Genomic DNA, 19,092 nt, shown 5'->3' with positions numbered 1-19,092 from the left:
AAAATAATCGGATTTCAGCGGCTTAGCCTTTCATTTTGCACAATCGTCAGGACAATGGCGCCCGACTTGGAGGATTCGGAATGCGCATCAAACGGCTGCCCCTTGTTCTGATCTGCGCCTTTACGGCGCTGGCGATCGTGCCGGCGGCCAGGCACGCGCTGGCCGAGGAGACCAAGACCGACCCCGGCCTGTCCGATGTTTTGACCGACCTGCTGCATGGCGTCGAAGGCGAAAACGCCACTTCCGGCCCCGACAAGCGGGTGCCGTTCGGCCGCGAGGAGGTGCAACTGTCCTTCGCGCCGCTGGTCAACCAGACAGCGCCGGCCGTGGTCAATGTCTACGCCTCGCAAACCGCCAAGGTGACGTCGCCCTTCGACGGCGATCCGTTCTTCGAGGAGTTCTTCGGCCGCTCGCAGCCGCGCGCGCAGTCTTCGCTCGGTTCGGGGGTGCTGGTCGATCCCACCGGCGTCGTGGTCACCAATTTCCACGTCGTCAAGAACGCTGACCAGGTCAAGGTAGCGACCGCCGACGGGCGCGAATTCGACAGCAAGGTGCTGCTCAAGGATGAGACGCTCGACCTCGCCGTGCTCAAGATTTCTTCTGACAAGCCGTTCCCGGTGATCGCTATCGGCGATTCCGACGCGCTCGAGGTCGGCGATCTGGTGCTGGCGATCGGCAATCCATTCGGTGTCGGCCAGACCACCACCAGCGGCATCATTTCGGCCGTGGCGCGCAGCCATATCGGCGTCTCCGATTCCAGCTTCTTCATCCAGACCGACGCCGCCATCAACCCCGGCAATTCCGGTGGCGCGCTGGTCAACATGGGAGGGCAGCTGATCGGCATCAACACGGCGATCTATAGCCGTAGCGGCGGCTCGATCGGCATCGGCTTTGCCATCCCTTCGAACATGGTTCGCGCCTTCGCCGACGCGGCCAAGGCCGGGCTCGACTTCTTCGAGCGGCCGTATGCCGGTGCCGAGTTCGAGGCGGTGACGCCGCAGATTGCCGAATCGCTCGGCATGGACAAACCGACCGGTGCGCTGGTTTCTTCGGTCGAAGAGGCGGGACCCGCCGCCAAGGCAGGGCTCAAGCCGGGCGACGTAGTGCTGTCGCTCAACGGCAAGCCGGTCGAGAGCGTCGGGGCGCTGGACTACCGGATGGCGACGCTGTCGATTGGTACGAATGCCAGCTTCGGCGTTCTGAGCAAGGGTCAGCAGGCGACGATGGACATCGCGCTGGAACGGCCGCCTGAGGGCGCCAAAGCTGCGGAACTCACATTGCGCGGCCGCAGCCCGTTCTCCGGTGCCAAGGTTGCTGAACTGTCGCCACGGCTTGCCCAACGGCTCGGTCTGCGCACCGATGTCAAAGGCGTCACCGTGGTCGACATCAACCGCGATTCGCCTGCTGCCGATTTTGGCTTCCAGCCAGGCGACATCGTGCGTGAGGTCAATGGCCTGACGATCGACAAGGCGGCGACCCTGGAACAGGTAGCCCAGCAGGATACGCGCTGGTGGCGCTTTACCGTCGAGCGCGGCGGGCAGATACTGCGCCAGGTGTTGCGTTACTGAGCCCGACCGTCAGCATGATCGGACTCCAGGCAGAAGAAGTTGCATGGCCGATCTGTTCAGTGTCGACGAACCGGAAAAGACGCCGCCCGGCAGGCCGCTGGCGGACCGTCTGCGCCCGAAGAACCTTGGCGAGGTCGTCGGCCAGGAGCATCTGACCGGACCCGACGGCGCGCTGACGCGGCTGATCGGTTCCGGCTCGCTCGGCTCGATGATTTTCTGGGGCCCGCCCGGCACTGGCAAGACCACGGTCGCACGGCTGCTTGCCGGCGAGACAAGCCTCGCCTTCGAACAGATATCGGCGGTGTTTTCCGGCGTTGCCGACCTGAAGAAAGTGTTCGAGGCAGCGAAGCTGCGCCGCTCGAACGGCCGCCAGACGCTGCTGTTCGTCGACGAGATCCATCGCTTCAACCGCGCCCAGCAGGACAGTTTTCTGCCCGTGATGGAAGACGGCACCGTCGTGCTGGTCGGCGCCACCACGGAGAATCCGTCCTTCGAGCTTAACGCCGCGCTTTTGTCGCGCGCGCGTGTGCTGGTCTTTCACTCACTCGGCGAGGACAGTATTGCCAAGCTGCTGGCGCGGGCCGAACAGGCAGAGGGCAGGCCGCTGCCGCTCGATGAAGACGCGCGGGCGATGCTCATCCGCATGAGCGACGGCGACGGCCGCGCGGCATTGACGCTCGCCGAAGAGGTCTGGCGCGCAGCGAAATCAAAGGAGGTGTTCGGTGCCGAAGCTCTGCAGCGCATCGTCCAGCGCCGCGCGCCGATCTACGACAAGGGACAGGACGGCCACTACAATTTGATCTCCGCCTTGCACAAATCGGTGCGCGGCTCCGACCCCGACGCGGCACTCTACTATCTGGCCCGCATGTTCGACGCCGGCGAAGATCCGCTTTATCTCGGGCGCCGGTTGGTGCGCATGGCGATGGAGGATATCGGGCTGGCCGACCCGCAGGCGCTCGTCGTCGCTAACGCCGCCAAGGACGCCTATGACTATCTGGGCTCGCCCGAGGGCGAACTGGCCTTCGCCGAGGCGACCGTCTATCTCGCCACCGCGCCGAAATCCAATGCAGTCTATACCGCGTTCAAGGCCGCCACACAGGCGGCGAAGGAATTCGGTTCGCTGCTGCCGCCCAAGCACATTCTCAATGCTCCGACCAAGCTGATGAAACAGGAAGATTACGGCGCCGGCTATCGCTACGACCACGACGAGCCCGACGCTTTTTCCGGCCAGGACTATTTTCCGGAGAAGATGGGAAGGCAGACATTCTACGACCCGCCCGAGCGCGGCTTCGAGCGCGATATCAGGAAGCGGCTGGATTATTGGGCGAAGCTGCGCAGCGAGCGGGAAAAGTAGCTGCCAGTCGCACACTGGTGTGATCGCCGTTGTCTGGCGGGATAAAAAACCCTATCAAGATGCGCCTTCGGCCGGCGGACAGGCCAGAAACGTACCGACGATATTCAGAACGGAATCGCGCCTGGCGCGTGGAAAAATGACAAAAAAAACTCGCAAGACCCTCCGGAAGTTCGCCATAGCGATCCCGCTGCTGGCGCTCGGCTTCTATTTCATTCCCATCCTGACGACAATTTTCATTGTCCTCGGCCTGATCGACGTGTTGCGAAACGACAACAAGAACTGGGCCCTGTTCAGTGGTTATTTCCTCGGCAACGGCATCTTCACCTGGCTGCTTTCGCCCTTCAATCTGCTGGTCGATCTGCTGTGCTACAGAAACCGCGGTGTCTGGAAACTGGACCAGTTTCCTCCGGACTATCAGCGTGAGGTCAACGAGGTTCTCGACGTCTTCAAAGCGCGCAAGGACGAGATCATCGCCGATATCGACGCCAATTTCGGCAGCGGCCGGCGCGGCATGTATGTCTACCAGTGGTATGGCAAGCACAAAATCGACAACGTTGCCGAATTCAACAAGGATTTCAAATACATCAAGACCATCGCTGTGTCGGTGTTCAGGGGCAGGGAATCGACCTCCTGGCATTTCGGACCGCTGCGGCTCAGCCTGCGCATTCTCTACAATCTTCTCCCGGTGAAGGCCGAGGTTTTCGTCGAGTGCAACAACGCCAGGAACTACTGGCACGACAATCCGCTCTATATTTTCGACGACACGCTGCTGCACCGATCGGTCAACGAATATGATGGGCGCCGCTACTGCGTGTTCATGGACATCATCCGGCCATCGCCATTTCCCGGCCTGATCGCCGCTCTTCTCGCCATCGTTTCGGTCAGCGTCGAGCGCATCAATGCCATGTTCTACAAGAACTGGAAGATGATCGGCTCCAGCAAGCCGAAGAAGGCCGGAGCCGCCTGACACCATGGTGTGACCGGCGCGAGGGAGCACGATGTATCATCTGTTGCTTGTCTGCCTTGGTGGCGCGATCGGTGCAATGGCCCGCTTCTTCCTGTCCGGCTTCGTCGCCCGCCGGGTCGGCGAGACCTTTCCCTGGGGCACTATGGCCGTCAATGTCTCGGGAGCGTTTGCAATCGGTGTCGTTGCGCATGCGGTGGCGCGCGACGGCATGCCCGCCATCTGGGCCTTTACCGTTACCGGCGGTCTCGGCTGCTATACCACGGTTTCTTCCTTCAGCCTGCAGACGCTGGCGCTGGCGCGCGAGGGCGAATGGCGGCGCGCCGGCGGAAATGTGCTGCTTTCGGTTTTTCTGAGCCTCGGCGGCGTGACGCTGGGCTTTGCCGCCGGAAGTCTTCTGATTGGCGGCGGGGCGCGGTGAGCGGCCCGCGGAAGCTCCGCCACGACGGGACGGACACTGCCGCGGCAGGGCATGCGGCGCGCCTCATTGGCCGTCGCAGAACCAACGAAACGGTTCGGCTCTATGCGACCGTGGCCGCAGGCAGCATGATCGGCGGTGTGTTGCGGGCGCTTGCCTCATCGACGAGCACTGCCCTGTGGGGCGCTGGATTTCCCTTCGGCACGCTCCTCGTCAATTTTGTTGGCTCGTTCCTCATCGGCTTCTACGCGACATTGACGGGACCGGATGGTCGCGTCTTCGCCGGTCCGCTGCAACGTCAATTCTTCATGGCCGGCTTCTGCGGCGGCCTGACGACCTTCTCCGCTTTCAGCCTTGAAACACTCATCCTCGCGCAAGCCGGGAGGTTTGTGGCGGCGGGACTCAATATCGCGATCTCCGTGGTGGCCTGGCTTGCCGCCGTCTGGCTTGGCCACATCTTTGCAGTTCGGCTCAACCGGCTGAGAGGGTCCAGGCAATGAAGATACCAACACAGGCCCAATTGCTGCGCATCTTTATCGGCGAAAACGACAGGGCAGATGGCCGTCCGCTGTATGAGGTTATTGTACTGAGGGCCCGCGAAATGCAGATAGCCGGCGCGACCGTCCTGCGCGGCGCGATGGGGTTCGGCCATTCCAGCCGGCTTCACACCACGAAGATCCTCCGCCTATCGGAGGATCTGCCACTCGTCATCGAGATCGTCGATGACGAGGAAAAATTGGCCGCTTTCCTGCCCGTGCTTGAAACAATCATGACAAGTGGTTTGATTACGCTGGAGAAAGTTCAGGTTCTGCAATATGGAACCGACAACGAATAAGCGAGTGAGATTGCGGGTACCGGCGAATGCCGTTGCATGCCTGCAAAACGGCGATTGGAATCATGGCAGGCGTTGAACAGATCACAGTGGACGCCGGCGAGGCGGGCATGCGGCTCGATCGCTGGTTCAAGAGCCATTTCCCCGGTCTCGGTTTCGGTCATCTGCAGAAGCTGCTGCGTTCCGGCCAGATCCGCGTCGACGGCGGCAGGGTGAAGGCCGATACCCGCGTCGAAGCCGGCCAGACGGTGCGTGTGCCGCCGCTCGAAGTGGACAAGAAAGGCGAAAGCCCGCTCACCGGTCATTCGATCCGCAACCAGGGCGACGCCGACGTTTTGGCAAAGATGCTGATCCATGAGGACCCGAAGGTCTTCGTCTTCAACAAGCCGGCCGGCCTGGCAGTGCAGGGCGGCTCGGGCGTCACCCGCAACGTCGACGACATGCTGGAAGCCTGGCGCAACCAGAAGGGCGAGAAGCCGCGCCTGGTGCACCGGCTCGACCGCGATACGTCGGGTGTGCTGGTTGTCGCCCGTACAAGGCTCGCCGCCATGAAGCTCGCCGAAGCGTTCCGGGCGCGTGAGACGAAGAAAACCTACTGGGCGCTGGTCAAGGGCGTGCCGCCGAAGCGCGAGGACAAGATCTCGACCTGGCTGATCAAGGAACCGACGCCCGACGGCGATCGTGTGCGTATCGCCAAGCATGGCGAAAAGGGCGCCGATCACGCCGTCTCCTATTACCGCATAGTCGAGCAGGCGGCGCAGACGCTGTCCTGGCTGGAAATGGAACCCTATACCGGGCGCACCCACCAGCTTCGCGTCCATGCCGCCCATATCGGTTGCCCGATCATCGGCGACCCCAAATATTTCGAGGCCGACACCAATTGGGATTTTCCAGGCGGCATGCAGAACCGGCTGCATCTGCACGCGCGCCGCATCGTTATCCCGCATCCCGACAAGGGCTTTGTCGACGTCACCGCACCGATGCCGCCGCATATGCGCCAGAGCTGGAACCTGCTCGGTTTCGACGAGCAGAGTGCCGGGGACTAGCGCTGGTGGGCGTCGCCACAGAAACCCTCGACCGCCGTGACGCGGTCGATCTGGCAGCAGCCGCCATCATGGTTGGGCTGACTTTTTCCTGGGGATTGAACTACGTCGCCGCCAAGATCTCCTATGCCGGCTACGATCCCGTTTTCCTGTCGATCGCACGGTCGGTGATCGGCGGCCTGTGTGTTTTCGGCTGGTGCCGCTGGCGCGGCATTGCGCTGTTCACGCCCGACAAGACCCTCGTCGCCGGCATTCTGGCCGGCGCGCTTTTCGGTTTCGAGTTCCTGTTTCTCTATGTCGGGCTCGAGCACACCACTGTCGTGCGCAACACTTTGCTGGTCAACACCATGCCGTTCTGGATGCTGGTCGGCGGTCATTTCCTGCTGGGCGAAAGCGTCACGGCACGCAAGCTCGTTGGTCTTCTGCTCGCTTTCGCCGGACTGATCGCGGTGTTTTCAGATAAACTGAGCGCCAATGGCGGCGCAACATTGGGCGGCGATTTGCTCAGTCTCGGTGCCGGCATTCTGTGGGCCGTGACCAATATCGTCATCAAGCGGTCGAAGCTGGTGACGGCCAGCGCCGAAAAGCTGCTGCTCTATCAGCTGGCCGGGGCCGCCGTCGTCGGCATTTTGGTGATGCCTTTTGCCGGGCCGCCCGTCCGCAACTTTACCGTCTTGCCAACCTTGGCTCTGCTGTTCCAGGCCGTCTACGTTGTCGCCTTCACCTATGTGCTGTGGTTCTGGCTGCTGCGGCGCTACCCTGCATCTGGACTGTCGAGCTTCACCTTCCTGTCGCCGGTGTTTGGTGTGCTGTGCGGCGCCGTGTTCTTGAACGAGCCGCTGACCGTTCGTATCTTCCTGGCACTCGCCCTGATCGCCGCTGGACTCATCATCGTCAACCGGCCGGCCCGAAAACAAAGTCCCGGATGAGCATGCGCGATATATTGAACGACCTCGAAGCTGGAAAGCAGCTCTCCGATCCGGACCCGGTGCGTCGCGCCCAGATCCAGATGAAGACGCCGCTGCCGAAGCGCTTCTACAAGACCGTCTCGGTAGCACCGGTCGAAGACGGTTTTGCCGTCCATCTCGATGGCAAGCCCGTCCGCACGCCGGCTAAGGCGCTGCTGGCGCTGCCGACCGAAAAGGCGGCTGCTCTCGTCGCCGAGGAATTCGCCGCACAGGAGGAGACCATCAACCCGGTGACGATGCCGGTGATGCGTCTGGTCAATACGGCAATCGATGGCGTCGCCAGTGATCCCCAGGCCGTGCTGGAGGACATCCTGCGCTTTGCCTCGTCCGATCTGCTCTGCTACCGCGCCGATGCGCCCCAAGGACTCGTCGACCGGCAGAACGAGCTTTGGGATCCGGTCATCGACTGGGTGCGCAGCGCTCTCGGCGCCCGGTTCCATCTTGCCGTAGGCGTGATCCATGTCGAACAGCCGCGCGAGAGTATCGCGCTGCTTGGCCAGCATCTTGCCCAACGTGCCGATCCGCTGCGCCTTGCCGCCATCCACGTCATGACGTCGCTGACCGGATCGGCGCTGCTGGCGCTGGCCGTCGACTTCGGCGAGCTCGACGGCGAGGCGGCCTGGGCTGCCGGTCATGTCGACGAGGACTGGCAGGCCGAGCAATGGGGCCATGATGCCGAGGCCGTCGCGCACCGCGCGGCCCGCAAGCGCGATATGATGGCGGCAGTCACGCTGCTCGAAGCTCTCAAAGGCTGACCGCACCGTCGTTTCTATTTCGCACTGCACATTAGACCAAAGTCATAATCCCAAAGACGGTCTGCCTCTGGACGGCGCTTTCTGTCATTTTTTGTACTGGTGGCTGCACTGAGTCTGCGTTCCGAGGAAACGCGGACGATGACGCGCAGCATCGAGGACTGACGGAATCACACGGGAGGATACGCTCATGGCAATGGCATCGACCGCCGGCAAAACAAGCCGCGGCATGACGCGCGAGGAGAAGAAGGTCATCTTCGCCTCCTCGCTCGGCACCATTTTCGAATGGTACGATTTCTATCTCTACGGTGCATTGGCGGCCGCGATCGGCACGGCATTCTTCAACTCTTATCCGGAAACAACGAGAAACATCTTCGTGCTTCTGGCGTTCGCCGCAGGCTTCATCGTTCGCCCGCTCGGTGCCCTGGTGTTTGGCCGCATCGGCGATCTCGTCGGCCGCAAGTACACATTTCTTGTCACCATCATGATCATGGGTCTGTCGACCTTCCTGGTCGGCCTGCTTCCCGGCTCCGCCAGTTGGGGCATTGCCGCGCCGATCATGCTGATTGCACTCCGTCTGCTGCAGGGTCTGGCGCTTGGCGGCGAATATGGCGGCGCCGCGACCTACGTCGCCGAGCACGCTCCAGATGACCGCCGTGGCTTCTACACCTCATGGATCCAGACCACCGCAACGCTCGGCCTGTTCCTGTCGCTGATCGTGATTCTGATTGTGCAGAATTCCCTCAGCAAGGAAGATTTCACAGCTTGGGGCTGGCGCATTCCGTTCCTGGTTTCCGCGGTGCTGCTCGCCATCTCGGTCTGGATTCGCCTGTCACTTGCCGAGTCTCCGACCTTCCAGCGTATGAAGGCCGAGGGCAAAGGCTCCAAGGCACCCCTGTCCGAAGCCTTCGGCCAGTGGAAAAACGCCAAGATCGCATTGCTGGCACTGCTTGGCCTTACCGCTGGCCAAGCCGTGGTCTGGTACAACGGCCAGTTCTACGCGCTGTTCTTCCTGCAGAACGTGCTCAAGGTCGATCCGCAGTCGGTCAACATCATGATCGCGATCGCGCTGGCGCTTGGCACCATCTTCTTTGTCGTATTCGGCTGGCTCTCCGACAAGATCGGCCGCAAACCGATCATCATGGCGGGATTGGCGCTGGCGATCGTCACCACCTTTCCACTGTTCAAGGCACTGACCCGCGCCGCTAATCCCACTCTAGCTACCGCGCAGGAAAATGTTCGAGCAACCGTCACCGCGGCACCGGGCGACTGCAGTTTCCAGTTCAATCTTACCGGAACATGGAAATTCACCAGCTCGTGCGATGTGGCCACGGCATTCCTTGCGAAGAGTTCCGTGCCATACGATGTGGTCACGACAGCCGCGCCCGGAACGGCTGCAACGGTCAAGATTGGCAACGAAACGGCTGAAGCCTATGACGCGGTCGCGGCTGGCGACCAGTTGAAGGCCAAGGAGACAGCCTTCGGCAAGGCAATCAATATCGCCTTACAGGATGGAGGTTATCCTCTAAAGCGTGCGGCATCGAAAGTGGCCGACCAGAAGCTCGACGCTTTTGTGGCTGCCAATCCCGAGCTTAAACTCGATGCCACCGCGATTCGTGCCGGCGAAAAAACAACCGTCCCGACAGACAAGGCAGTCGCGGACAAGATCCTGACCAAGGAAGAAGCGGCTGGCGCAACCGAGGTGACAGTCTACAACATTCCCGCTTCCGGCGCTTTTGCCATGTTCGCGGATCCGGCGCAGATCAACTGGCCGCTGACCATCGGCATCCTGTTCATCCTGGTTCTGTACGTGACCATGGTTTACGGGCCGATTGCTGCGATCCTGGTCGAGATGTTCCCGACGCGCATCCGCTACACCGGCATGTCGCTGCCTTACCACATTGGCAATGGCTGGTTTGGCGGTTTACTGCCGGTGACCGTCTTCGCGCTGAGCGCGGCTAAGGGCAACATCTACTACGGCCTCTGGTATCCGGTCGCCGTTGCAGCGATGTCGCTGATCATCGGCATGATCTTCATCAGGGATACGCTCGGAACGGACCTGCACACCAAACAGTAGCCGGCCTGTCCGGTTCAAAGCAAAGCCCGGCGCGAGCGATCGCGCCGGGCTTTTCCAATCTATCAAGTGCATGGAGGGGAAGGGCTTAGCTCTTCCGATCCTGGTTCGCTTCCTCGATCGCTGCCTCATGATACCAGGCACTTCCGAAATCCGTGCGGTTGCGCAACGAAGCAAGTTCTGCCGCGAACTTAGCCTTTCCGCTTAAATTTGAGGCAGAAGCGCGCGCTGCCACCGGGAACATCAGGATTTTGGCCGACTGACGAGTGGAAGTGATTTCCATTGTCGGTTTCCTTTCTTCGACAGAACCTTGCCGATTCAACCTTTCCCCAACATAGGTTCAGCAATCGAAATAGGCAATATGATTACGAAAAGATCAGTACTTGCATATTATTTGTGCAAAATGTGCTTGTGGATGATCCGAACGCAGCATGACAGCGGACCAGCGATTTTGGGCGGATACAACCTCACTTTTGCCGCATCCATCGCCGGCGAGAATGGCACACGAATTGCATTTTAGTAATCCGGCAGGTCGGCTGCTGGATAGGCCGGCTCGCCCCGGCGCCATCCAGGGTTCGGTGATCAAGCAACGAGAGGCTAGAATGACGAAATACAAGCTCGAGTACATTTGGCTCGATGGATACACCCCGGTTCCCAATCTTCGCGGAAAGACGCAGGTCAAGGACTACGCCGAGTTTCCGACGCTCGACCAGCTTCCGCTGTGGGGCTTCGACGGTTCTTCGACCATGCAGGCCGAGGGCCACAGCTCCGACTGCGTTTTGAAGCCGGTCGCCGTTTATCCGGATCCCGCCCGCACTAATGGCGCGCTCGTCATGTGCGAGGTCATGATGCCGGACGGCGTCACGCCGCATGCGTCCAACAAACGCGCCACCATCCTCGACGACGAGGGCGCCTGGTTCGGCTTCGAGCAGGAGTATTTCTTCTACAAGGACGGCCGCCCGCTCGGCTTCCCCGAGAGCGGCTATCCGGCGCCGCAAGGCCCGTACTATACCGGCGTCGGCTATAGCAATGTCGGCTCCGTCGCCAGGCAGATCGTCGAGGAGCATCTCGACCTTTGCCTTGCCGCCGGCATCAACCATGAAGGCATCAACGCCGAAGTGGCCAAAGGCCAGTGGGAATTCCAGATCTTCGGCAAGGGCTCCAAGAAGGCCGCCGACCAGATGTGGATGGCACGCTATTTGATGCAGCGCCTGACCGAGAAATACGGCATCGACATCGAATATCACTGCAAGCCGCTCGGCGACACCGACTGGAACGGCTCGGGAATGCATGCCAACTTCTCGACAGCCTATATGCGCGAAGTCGGCGGCAAGGCGTATTTCGAAGCGCTGATGGCGGCTTTCGACAAGAACCTGATGGATCACATCGCCGTCTACGGGCCGGACAACGACAAGCGTTTGACCGGCAAGCACGAGACCGCGCCGTGGAACAGGTTCAGCTATGGCATCGCCGATCGCGGTGCCTCGATCCGCGTGCCGCACTCCTTCATCAACAACGGCTACAAGGGCTATCTCGAAGATCGCCGGCCGAATTCGCAGGGCGACCCCTACCAGATCGCCTCGCAGATATTGAAGACGATCGCCTCCGTCCCGACCAGCGCCGAGGTTTCGGCCGCGGCTTGAGCATTCGTCATGGCGTGGACCTCAGGTCTGCGCTGTGACTTTCTCTCCAATCGCATCACAATAAAAAACCCCGGCGTCTCTGCCGGGGTTTTTTCTATTGGCTGCAACGATCCGGATCACACCGAATAATACATATCGTATTCGACCGGATGCGGGGTCATTTCGAAGCGCATTACCTCGGCCATCTTGAGCTCGATATAGCTGTCGATCTGGTCGTCGTCGAATACGCCGCCGGCCTTCAGGAAGCCGCGGTCCTTGTCGAGGCTCTGCAAAGCCTCGCGCAGCGAGCCGCAGACGGTCGGGATTTTCTTCAATTCCTTCGGCGGCAGGTCGTAGAGATCCTTGTCCATCGGCTGTCCCGGGTGGATCTTGTTCTTGATGCCGTCAAGGCCGGCCATCAGCATGGCGGCGAAGGCAAGATAGGGGTTCGCGCCCGGATCGGGGAAGCGGACCTCGACGCGCTTGGCCTTCGGCGACGAGCCGAACGGAATGCGGCACGAGGCCGAGCGGTTGCGTGCCGAATAGGCGAGCAGGACCGGCGCTTCATAACCCGGCACCAGGCGCTTGTAGGAGTTGGTCAGCGGGTTGGTAAAGGCGTTGATCGCCTTGGCATGCTTGATGATACCACCGATGTAGAACAGGCAGCTCTCGGACAGGCCGGCATATTCGTTGCCGGCGAAGGTCGGCTTGCCTTCCTTCCAAATCGACTGGTGGACATGCATGCCCGAGCCATTGTCGCCGAACACCGGCTTCGGCATGAAAGTGGCCGTCTTGCCGTAGGCGTTGGCGACCTGGTGCACGACATATTTATAGATCAGCATCTTGTCGGCGTTGCGGACCAGCGTGTCGAACTTGATGCCGAGCTCGTGCTGGGCGGCGGCCACTTCGTGATGGTGCTTTTCAACGCGCACGCCCATCTCGGCGAGCACGGTGAGCATTTCCGAGCGCATGTCCTGTGCCGAATCGACCGGCGGCACCGGGAAATAGCCGCCCTTGATGCGCGGCCGATGACCGAGGTTGCCGGTCTCGTAGTCGGTGTCGTCATTGGACGGCAGTTCGGTCGAATCCAGCCTGAAGCCGGTGTTGTAGGGATCGGCCTTGTACTTGACGTCGTCGAACACGAAGAACTCGGCTTCAGGACCGACGAAGATCTGGTCGCCGATGCCTTCGGCCTTCATGTAGGCCTCGGCTTTTTTAGCGGTGCCGCGCGGGTCGCGATTGTAGGACTCCCCGGAGATCGGATCGAGGATGTCGCACAGGATGACCATGGTCGACTGCGCGAAGAACGGGTCCATATGCACCGTATCGGAATCCGGCATCAGCACCATGTCGGACTCGTTGATCGCCTTCCAGCCAGCGATCGAGGAACCATCGAACATGACGCCATCGGCAAACATGTCTTCCTCGACCTCGACGACATCCATCGTAACGTGCTGCAGTTTGCCCTTCGGATCGGTGAAGCGCAGATCGACGAACTTAACGTCGTTGTCCTTGATCTGCTTCATGATGTCTTTGGCTGTCGTCATGTCCCTGCTTCCCTATGTGATGACGTTTTGAACATGGCCTTTTAACGGGAAAATTCAGACGGCGTCCATGCCGGTTTCGCCGGTGCGAATGCGCACCACTTCCTCGATATTGGAGACGAAGATCTTACCGTCGCCGATGCGGCCGGTCTGGGCCGCCTTGCGGATGGCTTCGATCGCGGCTTCGACCGCATCGTCGCCGAGCACGACTTCGATTTTCACCTTCGGCAGGAAGTCGACGACATATTCGGCGCCGCGATAAAGCTCGGTATGGCCCTTCTGGCGGCCAAACCCTTTGGCCTCGGTAACGGTGATACCTTGCAGGCCTGCCTCCTGAAGCGCTTCCTTCACTTCGTCTAGCTTGAACGGCTTGATGATCGCTTCGATCTTTTTCATGTAAAAAGTGGCCTCCACTGCCAAAAAAGACGGGTTGTGAGCCCCGCTTGCGCCTCAATCAAGCACGAACTGTGCCAATTGATGGGGCGCCGAACGGCCTCACATGATTTGGATACCATGCCACGCGGGAATGTACATTCGCGTCATTCGCAGCGTTGGATGCGCCATGAATGCCGCGAGCCTACACACCGCCGGTCCTGCCGTCCGCACAAAAATTGGGCAGATCGGGTATTTCATGGGCAGCTGCGCGCCGTCGTCCCGAACGATGTACGCCGCCAAATTGCTTGGGGACCTTCGTTGTTTGCGTCGGATCAAAAACTGGACAATGCTTGGGGAAATGATGTGCATGTCGCCCGCATGAGCAATGAACTTCTGTCTCCGTCCGAAATGGCTGAGGCCGACCGGCTGGCGATTGCCGCTGGTCCATTCGACGGCATCGGCCTGATGCGCAATGCCGGTGCTGCGGTTGCTGCCGTAGTACTCAAGCGCTACCCGAACGCAACGCGCGTCCATGTGCTTTGCGGCCCCGGCAACAATGGCGGCGACGGCTATGTCGTGGCGCGCATCCTTCGGGAGAGCGCCGTCGACGTCTCGGTATGGGCGTCCGGATCGCCTAAAGGCGGCAGCGATGCGGCAGTCGCTGCCTCGGAGTGCCCGGTTGAAGCTCGGCCGCTGTCGGATTTCGTTGCCGAGACGGGCTCGATCGTGGTCGATGCGCTTTACGGGGCGGGGCTGTCCAAGCCGCTGTCCGGCGACCCCGCCAAGGCGATCGATAATGTGGCGGAGTTGAATTCGCCGGTCGTCGCGGTCGACCTGCCGTCGGGCGTCTCCGGTGAGAGCGGCAATGTCCTCGGTCAGGCTTTCCACGCCCGAATCACCGTGACCTTTGCGCGAAAAAAGCCAGGCCATCTTTTGTTACCGGGGCGCGAGCTGTGCGGCGAAATCGTGCTCGCTGATATCGGCATAAGCGACAGTGTTGTTGCGCAGCTTGAACCACGAACATTCGAGAACATTCCGGCGCTCTGGCTTGGCCGCTTTCCGGTTCCGGCCGTCGACGCCCATAAGTATAAACGCGGCCATGTCGGCGTCTTTTCCGGCGGGCCGTCGGCGACGGGTGCTGCGCGGCTGTCGGCGCTTGCCGCGGCCAAGAGCGGGGCAGGGGCCGTCACCTTGCTGTCGCCGGCGAACGCCATCCATGTGAACGCGGCGCATCTGACCTCGATCATGCTGCGCAAGCTAGACACTGTCGCGGATGTGGACGAATTCGTCGGCAGCCGCCGGCCATCGGCCTTCGTGCTCGGCCCGGGATTTGGCATTGGTGAGAAGACGCGCGAATTCGCCCTGGCCGTGCTGAATGGCGCCCATGGGCAGGGCGGCGGGATTGAGGGCTTCGTGCTCGACGCCGACGGCGTCACCTCGTTTCGCGACGCGCCGGATGCCCTGTTCGAAGCCGCCAGCCGGCCGAGCGCGCCGGCTCTGGTGATGACGCCGCATGACGGCGAATTCGTCAGGCTTTTTTCAGATATCGCCGAGGACAAGGCCCTGTCCAAACTGGCCAAGGCACGCGCCGCAGCCGAACGGGCCAACGCCACTCTCGTCTACAAGGGTGCCGACACTGTGATTGCGGCCCCCGATGGCCGGGCAGCGATCAACGACAATGGCGCGCCTTGGCTGGCCACCGCCGGTTCGGGCGACGTGCTGTCGGGTATCATCGCCGCGCTGCTGGCGCAGGGCATGCCGGCCTTTGAAGCGGCCTGTGCGGCAGTCTGGATCCATGCCGAGGCCGGCAGCCGTTTCGGACCGGGGCTGATCGCCGAGGACCTGCCGCTGGCGCTGGTGCCGGTCCTGCGCGAGCTCGTTGAAAGCCGCGGGAAGGCTGCCGAATGAACCGCCTGATTGCGCTGCTCGTTGCGATCATTAGTGCCATATCCATGGCGCAGGCCGCGAACGCCGGAACTCCGCTGACCATCGTCGACGACCCGGCCGTTCTCGCCCAGCTTGACGCCAAGGGCTTTGGCCTCGCCGGCATTTTCGGCGTCGATGGCAAGGGCGATTTGAAGACGCTTTACGACAAGGCGCCGGCCTATCACGCGATCGTCGAAACGATTGCAAGCGACGTCGCGGCATTGCGGGCCGAGATGAAGGCCGGCGGGCGCACGCTCTACGAGGTGACCGACGGCAATGTCGGCCGCATCATGGACATGCGCTGGCTGAAGACCGAGGCGGCGCGCTTCCGGCTAGTCGGTATCGTCAACAGGCTCGACCGGCGCGATTTCACCGCGCTGAAAGGTGACGGAAGTTGCGGCGAGGTGCGCCTCATCTATCGCCTAGCTTACAGTTTCCGCAAAAACGGCAAGGTTCTGGCCTCGCGTCTGCCATTCAACTTCAACGCCGTCTACAGCGTGGCGCCCGATGTCGACGGCGGTTGTGTCGGCGTCGCGGGACGCTGGGCACCACAACTCGACGAGAGCGTCGATGCCGGCTGGCTGACCGGTGGGCCGCTGGAAAGGACGGCGCTCACCTTCAAGCAGCTCGAGCTCAATGCGCAAGTGGTGCGCTTCCCCTCCGGCCAGGAGACCGAATTCGGCGGGCAGGCTGCCTATCTCATGCGTATCTTCGGCATCGACGGAGCGGCTGTCAGCGAAAAGCCGCTGGAAAACACGCCCGACACGGCACGTCTCGCCGAAGACGCTGCGCTGAAAGCAAGACTTGCCAACTATGTCCGCCCCAATGTCGCGGCGGTCGATCTCGGCGTCTACCAAATCCCCGATGAATTCTTGGCAAGGAAGGTCATTTCGTGGTCGACCTTCGGCAGTGCAAGGCAGGCCAACCACCCGTTCACGCCACTGTTCCAGCCCGCGGATTTCGCTGGTGTCGATTTCTCCGCGCTGAAGCTGGTGCGCACGCCGGAGGCATTGGTCGAGCGGCTGGACAACGGCGCCTGCCAGGGCTGCCATCAGGCGGGCTCGACCGCCGGCTTCCATTTCATCGGCCTGGACGATAAGACGACCTCGCCGCTCAACCGCATCGAGGTCGGCATCTCCCCGCATCTCCACGCCGACATCCCGCGCCGCGTCGCCTGGCTGCACGCGACTGCCGACGGCAAGGAACCGAACCGCTTTCGCCCGTTATCGTTCGCGCCGCCGGCGACCTGGAACGATGCCGGCGAAATCGCCTATTCGCCGGCCGAGATGGCGATGCCTTGCCTGATGCCACAGGATGCGGCCCGCTTCGGCGCGACATGGCAATGCGGTGCCGGCACCGTCTGCACGCCGTTGACCACCGCGTCCGGCGTGCGCACCAAGCTGGCGCAATGCCTGTTGCCCAAGGACAGCGAAGATATGTTTTCCGGCCACCCTTGTTTAACGGGATCCATCGCCAGCAACCCGGCACAGCCTTTCAATGACCGGTATACCATCACCGGTCAGTTCGCCGCGTTCGCACCAAGCATTTCGCGCGCCGCCTACACCTGCCGACCGCCGAAGATCGGTGTGCCGGCGGGTATCGCCTATCGCGGCTGCGATGACCGGGATCGCAGCTTTGCCGCCTTCAAGACGGGCAAGCCGATGCCGAACGAGATTTGCGGGCTGGTTGGCGGCAAGAAATTCGACACCTGCGTGGCGACCAATAATTTCGACCAGTGCCTGGGCGGCGCCGTCAATCGCGGCAATCGTCCTGCCTGCTCGGCCGACCATTTCTGCCGAGAGGATTACATGTGTCAGTCGCTGCCGCCGGATACACCCGGTATCGGCAAAGTGAAGGGCATCGGCTTCTGCTCGCCGACCTACTTCATCTTCCAGATGCGCATCGACAATCACGCCACGCCGTGGTCGGGCGCCGTCCGCGCGACGATGGGAGCCGGGTTCGGAGCAGCGGAAGCGGAATAGGCCGACGACTCTGACATTGGCCGCAGTAGCTCCAGGCGGACAGCTATCGATCGAGGTCGTCGGCGATGTTCGATGTCCATTCACCGTCGAAATGCCGGACGCGTTCGGCGACCACCTCATCGCTCAGCAGGCTCGACAAGGCGGAAACCAGAACTGGTTCTATCTCTGGAGCCGAGCTAAATCCAAGAGCATTCAAACGTTCGGACCAGGGCGGATGATCCGCGCTTTCGTTATCTGGCGCGTCCCAGGCCTTTTGCGCATATTCTTGCAGGATGGGAAGCCTCGACAGGTGACTGGCGGCCGCCAGAACCCTTTCAAGTGGTGGACGAGGCGGTACCATGGTGCCAAGCAGTTCACGTTTAAGCGGAATATACACTTGGTCATCGAAGAACGCACTGGCGGCACCGACCAGCAGCAGGGCGCGGGCCGCTTCATATGCATCGCCGGACATCGCTGCATGACGATCCGCGTCAATTTCCGCCCGCCGCGACAACCGTATTTCTTCGCGCTCCAGCGTGCGCGACAGCGGGCCAAGCATCCAGTAGAACAGGCTGGCCGAAACTGTTTTTCCCGGTGGGGCGAAGTCGAAGATTAGATCGAAGCTCTTTTCGAGTTCGGCCAGGTTGAGCCCGCCATTTGTATCTTTATTTTTCAGATGGGCGTCCTCATGGGCCAAGATCGCCGCAAACCCCTTTTGGTCGGTCACTGCGAGCAGCGGCAGGCCCACGGTGAGAATTGCCCTGCGACCAAGCAGGCCCAGAAACGGCCGCTCTTCACCGATACTGGCGTTGAGATCGGGGCTCAGCACGATGGTAGTCCGGCTGGCGCGGTGTTTGCCGGCAATACTCTCCCAGATGGCCCATAATTTCGGGGCTGATTCCCGAGTGATCCCGTCCACCTTGCTGGGTCGAAAACCGGCGAACAATGTCCCGATCAACAGAACCATGCCCAGCATCGCAGCTGGGATCGCAACAACGCCAGCCGCGATGACGGCGAGCGGATGCCGGTCGAGAAACCAGAACCATAAGACTGTTGGGCAGAACAGCGGCAGAGCGAAAAGCAGGACGGCAAACCTGCCGAAGCGCGCTCCCATGTAGAAGACCAGGCGCGACATCAACCCTTCACAGCGGAATGTTGTCGTGCTTCTTCCAGGGGTTTTGCATATCCTTGTTGCGCAGCATCCTGAGCGCGCGGGCGATGCGGCGGCGGGTTGAATGCGGCATGATCACCTCGTCGACATAGCCACGCTCGGCGGCGACGAAGGGCGACAGGAAGCGATCTTCGTAAGCCTTTGTGTGTGCTGCAATTTTCTCCGCGTCGCCGATGTCCTTGCGATAGATGATCTCGACCGCGCCCCTGGCCCCCATCACCGCAATCTGCGCCGTTGGCCAGGCATAGTTCATGTCACCGCGCAAATGCTTTGACGCCATGACGTCATAGGCGCCGCCATAGGCCTTTCTGGTGATGACGGTGATCTTTGGCACGGTCGCTTCGGCATAGGCGAACAGAAGCTTGGCGCCGTGCTTGATCAACCCGCCATATTCCTGCGCGGTGGGCGCCCGGCAACCCCACCCCGACGACACACGTACACACGGGAGCTCTACATCAGAAATGCAGTGCAAGCAAACACCCACGGATAGGGCGGCGCCCACATAGAGCAAGACCGCCCA

18 protein-coding genes are annotated in these 19,092 nt (G+C 61.4%); 13 read left to right on the top strand and 5 right to left on the bottom strand.

Going from position 1 to position 19,092, the window contains the following annotated elements:
* The first annotated feature begins 80 nt into the window (after positions 1 to 80).
* The 10 genes from NKI72_RS27600 (at position 81) to NKI72_RS27555 (ending at position 9,976) form a co-directional block, all read left to right on the top strand.
* The gene (locus tag NKI72_RS27600) at positions 81 to 1,568 is read left to right on the top strand and encodes a DegQ family serine endoprotease (RefSeq protein WP_352833517.1); all 1,488 of its coding nucleotides are present in this window, start codon (positions 81 to 83) and stop codon (positions 1,566 to 1,568) included.
* A gap of 43 nt (positions 1,569 to 1,611) precedes the next feature.
* Positions 1,612 to 2,922 carry a replication-associated recombination protein A gene (locus NKI72_RS27595; protein WP_352502953.1) on the top strand — a complete coding sequence of 437 codons (1,311 nt, stop codon included), beginning with the start codon at positions 1,612 to 1,614 and terminating at the stop codon, positions 2,920 to 2,922.
* 136 nt (positions 2,923 to 3,058) lie between these two features.
* Complete coding sequence (locus NKI72_RS27590; RefSeq protein ID WP_352702295.1) at positions 3,059 to 3,889, top strand: aspartyl/asparaginyl beta-hydroxylase domain-containing protein; 831 nt, start codon at positions 3,059 to 3,061, stop codon at positions 3,887 to 3,889.
* 31 nt (positions 3,890 to 3,920) lie between these two features.
* Entirely contained in the window at positions 3,921 to 4,307 is a 387-nt protein-coding gene (gene crcB, locus NKI72_RS27585; protein ID WP_352833520.1) for a fluoride efflux transporter CrcB, read from the top strand.
* Positions 4,304 to 4,804 carry a fluoride efflux transporter CrcB gene (gene crcB, locus NKI72_RS27580; protein WP_502898580.1) on the top strand — a complete coding sequence of 167 codons (501 nt, stop codon included), beginning with the start codon at positions 4,304 to 4,306 and terminating at the stop codon, positions 4,802 to 4,804. Before crcB (NKI72_RS27585) ends, crcB (NKI72_RS27580) begins: the two co-directional genes overlap by 4 nt.
* Positions 4,801 to 5,139: a DUF190 domain-containing protein gene (locus tag NKI72_RS27575; RefSeq protein ID WP_352451038.1), complete on the top strand. Its 339-nt coding sequence runs from the start codon at positions 4,801 to 4,803 to the stop codon at positions 5,137 to 5,139. The genes crcB (NKI72_RS27580) and NKI72_RS27575 overlap by 4 nt, the downstream gene beginning before the upstream one ends.
* Positions 5,140 to 5,201: 62 nt before the next feature.
* Positions 5,202 to 6,182, top strand: a complete 981-nt coding sequence (locus tag NKI72_RS27570) for an RluA family pseudouridine synthase (RefSeq protein ID WP_352833522.1) — start codon at positions 5,202 to 5,204, stop codon at positions 6,180 to 6,182.
* Positions 6,183 to 6,250: 68 nt separating this feature from the next.
* Positions 6,251 to 7,108, top strand: coding sequence for a DMT family transporter (locus NKI72_RS27565; RefSeq protein ID WP_502898582.1), 858 nt, complete (start codon positions 6,251 to 6,253; stop codon positions 7,106 to 7,108).
* Between the two features lie 2 nt (positions 7,109 to 7,110).
* A complete protein-coding gene (locus NKI72_RS27560; protein WP_352833525.1) occupies positions 7,111 to 7,902 on the top strand; it encodes an ATP12 family chaperone protein in 792 nt (263 codons plus the stop codon).
* Between the two features lie 187 nt (positions 7,903 to 8,089).
* Complete coding sequence (locus tag NKI72_RS27555; RefSeq protein ID WP_352833527.1) at positions 8,090 to 9,976, top strand: MFS transporter; 1,887 nt, start codon at positions 8,090 to 8,092, stop codon at positions 9,974 to 9,976.
* A gap of 85 nt (positions 9,977 to 10,061) precedes the next feature.
* On the opposite strand, the gene NKI72_RS27550 is transcribed toward NKI72_RS27555, so the two are convergent.
* A complete protein-coding gene (locus tag NKI72_RS27550) occupies positions 10,062 to 10,256 on the bottom strand; it encodes a DUF2735 domain-containing protein (protein ID WP_352451032.1) in 195 nt (64 codons plus the stop codon).
* A 319-nt stretch (positions 10,257 to 10,575) separates the two neighbouring features.
* On the opposite strand from NKI72_RS27550, the gene NKI72_RS27545 reads away from it, so the two are divergent.
* Positions 10,576 to 11,616: a glutamine synthetase beta-grasp domain-containing protein gene (locus NKI72_RS27545; RefSeq protein ID WP_023717535.1), complete on the top strand. Its 1,041-nt coding sequence runs from the start codon at positions 10,576 to 10,578 to the stop codon at positions 11,614 to 11,616.
* Between the two features lie 116 nt (positions 11,617 to 11,732).
* On the opposite strand, the gene glnA is transcribed toward NKI72_RS27545, so the two are convergent.
* Together glnA and NKI72_RS27535 are read right to left on the bottom strand one after the other, a co-directional pair.
* Positions 11,733 to 13,142, bottom strand: a complete 1,410-nt coding sequence (gene glnA, locus NKI72_RS27540) for a type I glutamate--ammonia ligase (protein ID WP_023675115.1) — start codon at positions 13,140 to 13,142, stop codon at positions 11,733 to 11,735.
* Between the two features lie 54 nt (positions 13,143 to 13,196).
* Positions 13,197 to 13,535, bottom strand: a complete 339-nt coding sequence (locus NKI72_RS27535; protein ID WP_019857988.1) for a P-II family nitrogen regulator — start codon at positions 13,533 to 13,535, stop codon at positions 13,197 to 13,199.
* 357 nt (positions 13,536 to 13,892) lie between these two features.
* On the opposite strand from NKI72_RS27535, the gene NKI72_RS27530 reads away from it, so the two are divergent.
* Together NKI72_RS27530 and NKI72_RS27525 are read left to right on the top strand one after the other, a co-directional pair.
* Positions 13,893 to 15,422, top strand: coding sequence for an NAD(P)H-hydrate dehydratase (locus tag NKI72_RS27530; protein ID WP_352851439.1), 1,530 nt, complete (start codon positions 13,893 to 13,895; stop codon positions 15,420 to 15,422).
* The gene (locus NKI72_RS27525; protein WP_352833532.1) at positions 15,419 to 17,422 is read left to right on the top strand and encodes a hypothetical protein; all 2,004 of its coding nucleotides are present in this window, start codon (positions 15,419 to 15,421) and stop codon (positions 17,420 to 17,422) included. The genes NKI72_RS27530 and NKI72_RS27525 overlap by 4 nt, the downstream gene beginning before the upstream one ends.
* A 43-nt stretch (positions 17,423 to 17,465) precedes the next feature.
* Here the strand turns inward: NKI72_RS27525 and NKI72_RS27520 are convergent, their stop codons facing one another.
* The gene (locus NKI72_RS27520) at positions 17,466 to 18,536 is read right to left on the bottom strand and encodes a M48 family metallopeptidase (RefSeq protein ID WP_352833534.1); all 1,071 of its coding nucleotides are present in this window, start codon (positions 18,534 to 18,536) and stop codon (positions 17,466 to 17,468) included.
* Positions 18,537 to 18,543: 7 nt separating this feature from the next.
* Positions 18,544 to 19,056 carry a carboxyl transferase domain-containing protein gene (locus NKI72_RS27515; protein WP_352851441.1) on the bottom strand — a complete coding sequence of 171 codons (513 nt, stop codon included), beginning with the start codon at positions 19,054 to 19,056 and terminating at the stop codon, positions 18,544 to 18,546.
* Positions 19,057 to 19,092 lie beyond the last annotated feature (36 nt).

This window comes from Mesorhizobium sp. M0437, assembly GCF_040321335.1.
Taxonomy (GTDB): domain Bacteria; phylum Pseudomonadota; class Alphaproteobacteria; order Rhizobiales; family Rhizobiaceae; genus Mesorhizobium.
The sequence above is the reverse complement of the archived record's forward strand: the minus strand, read 5'-3'. Positions and strand labels throughout refer to the sequence as shown.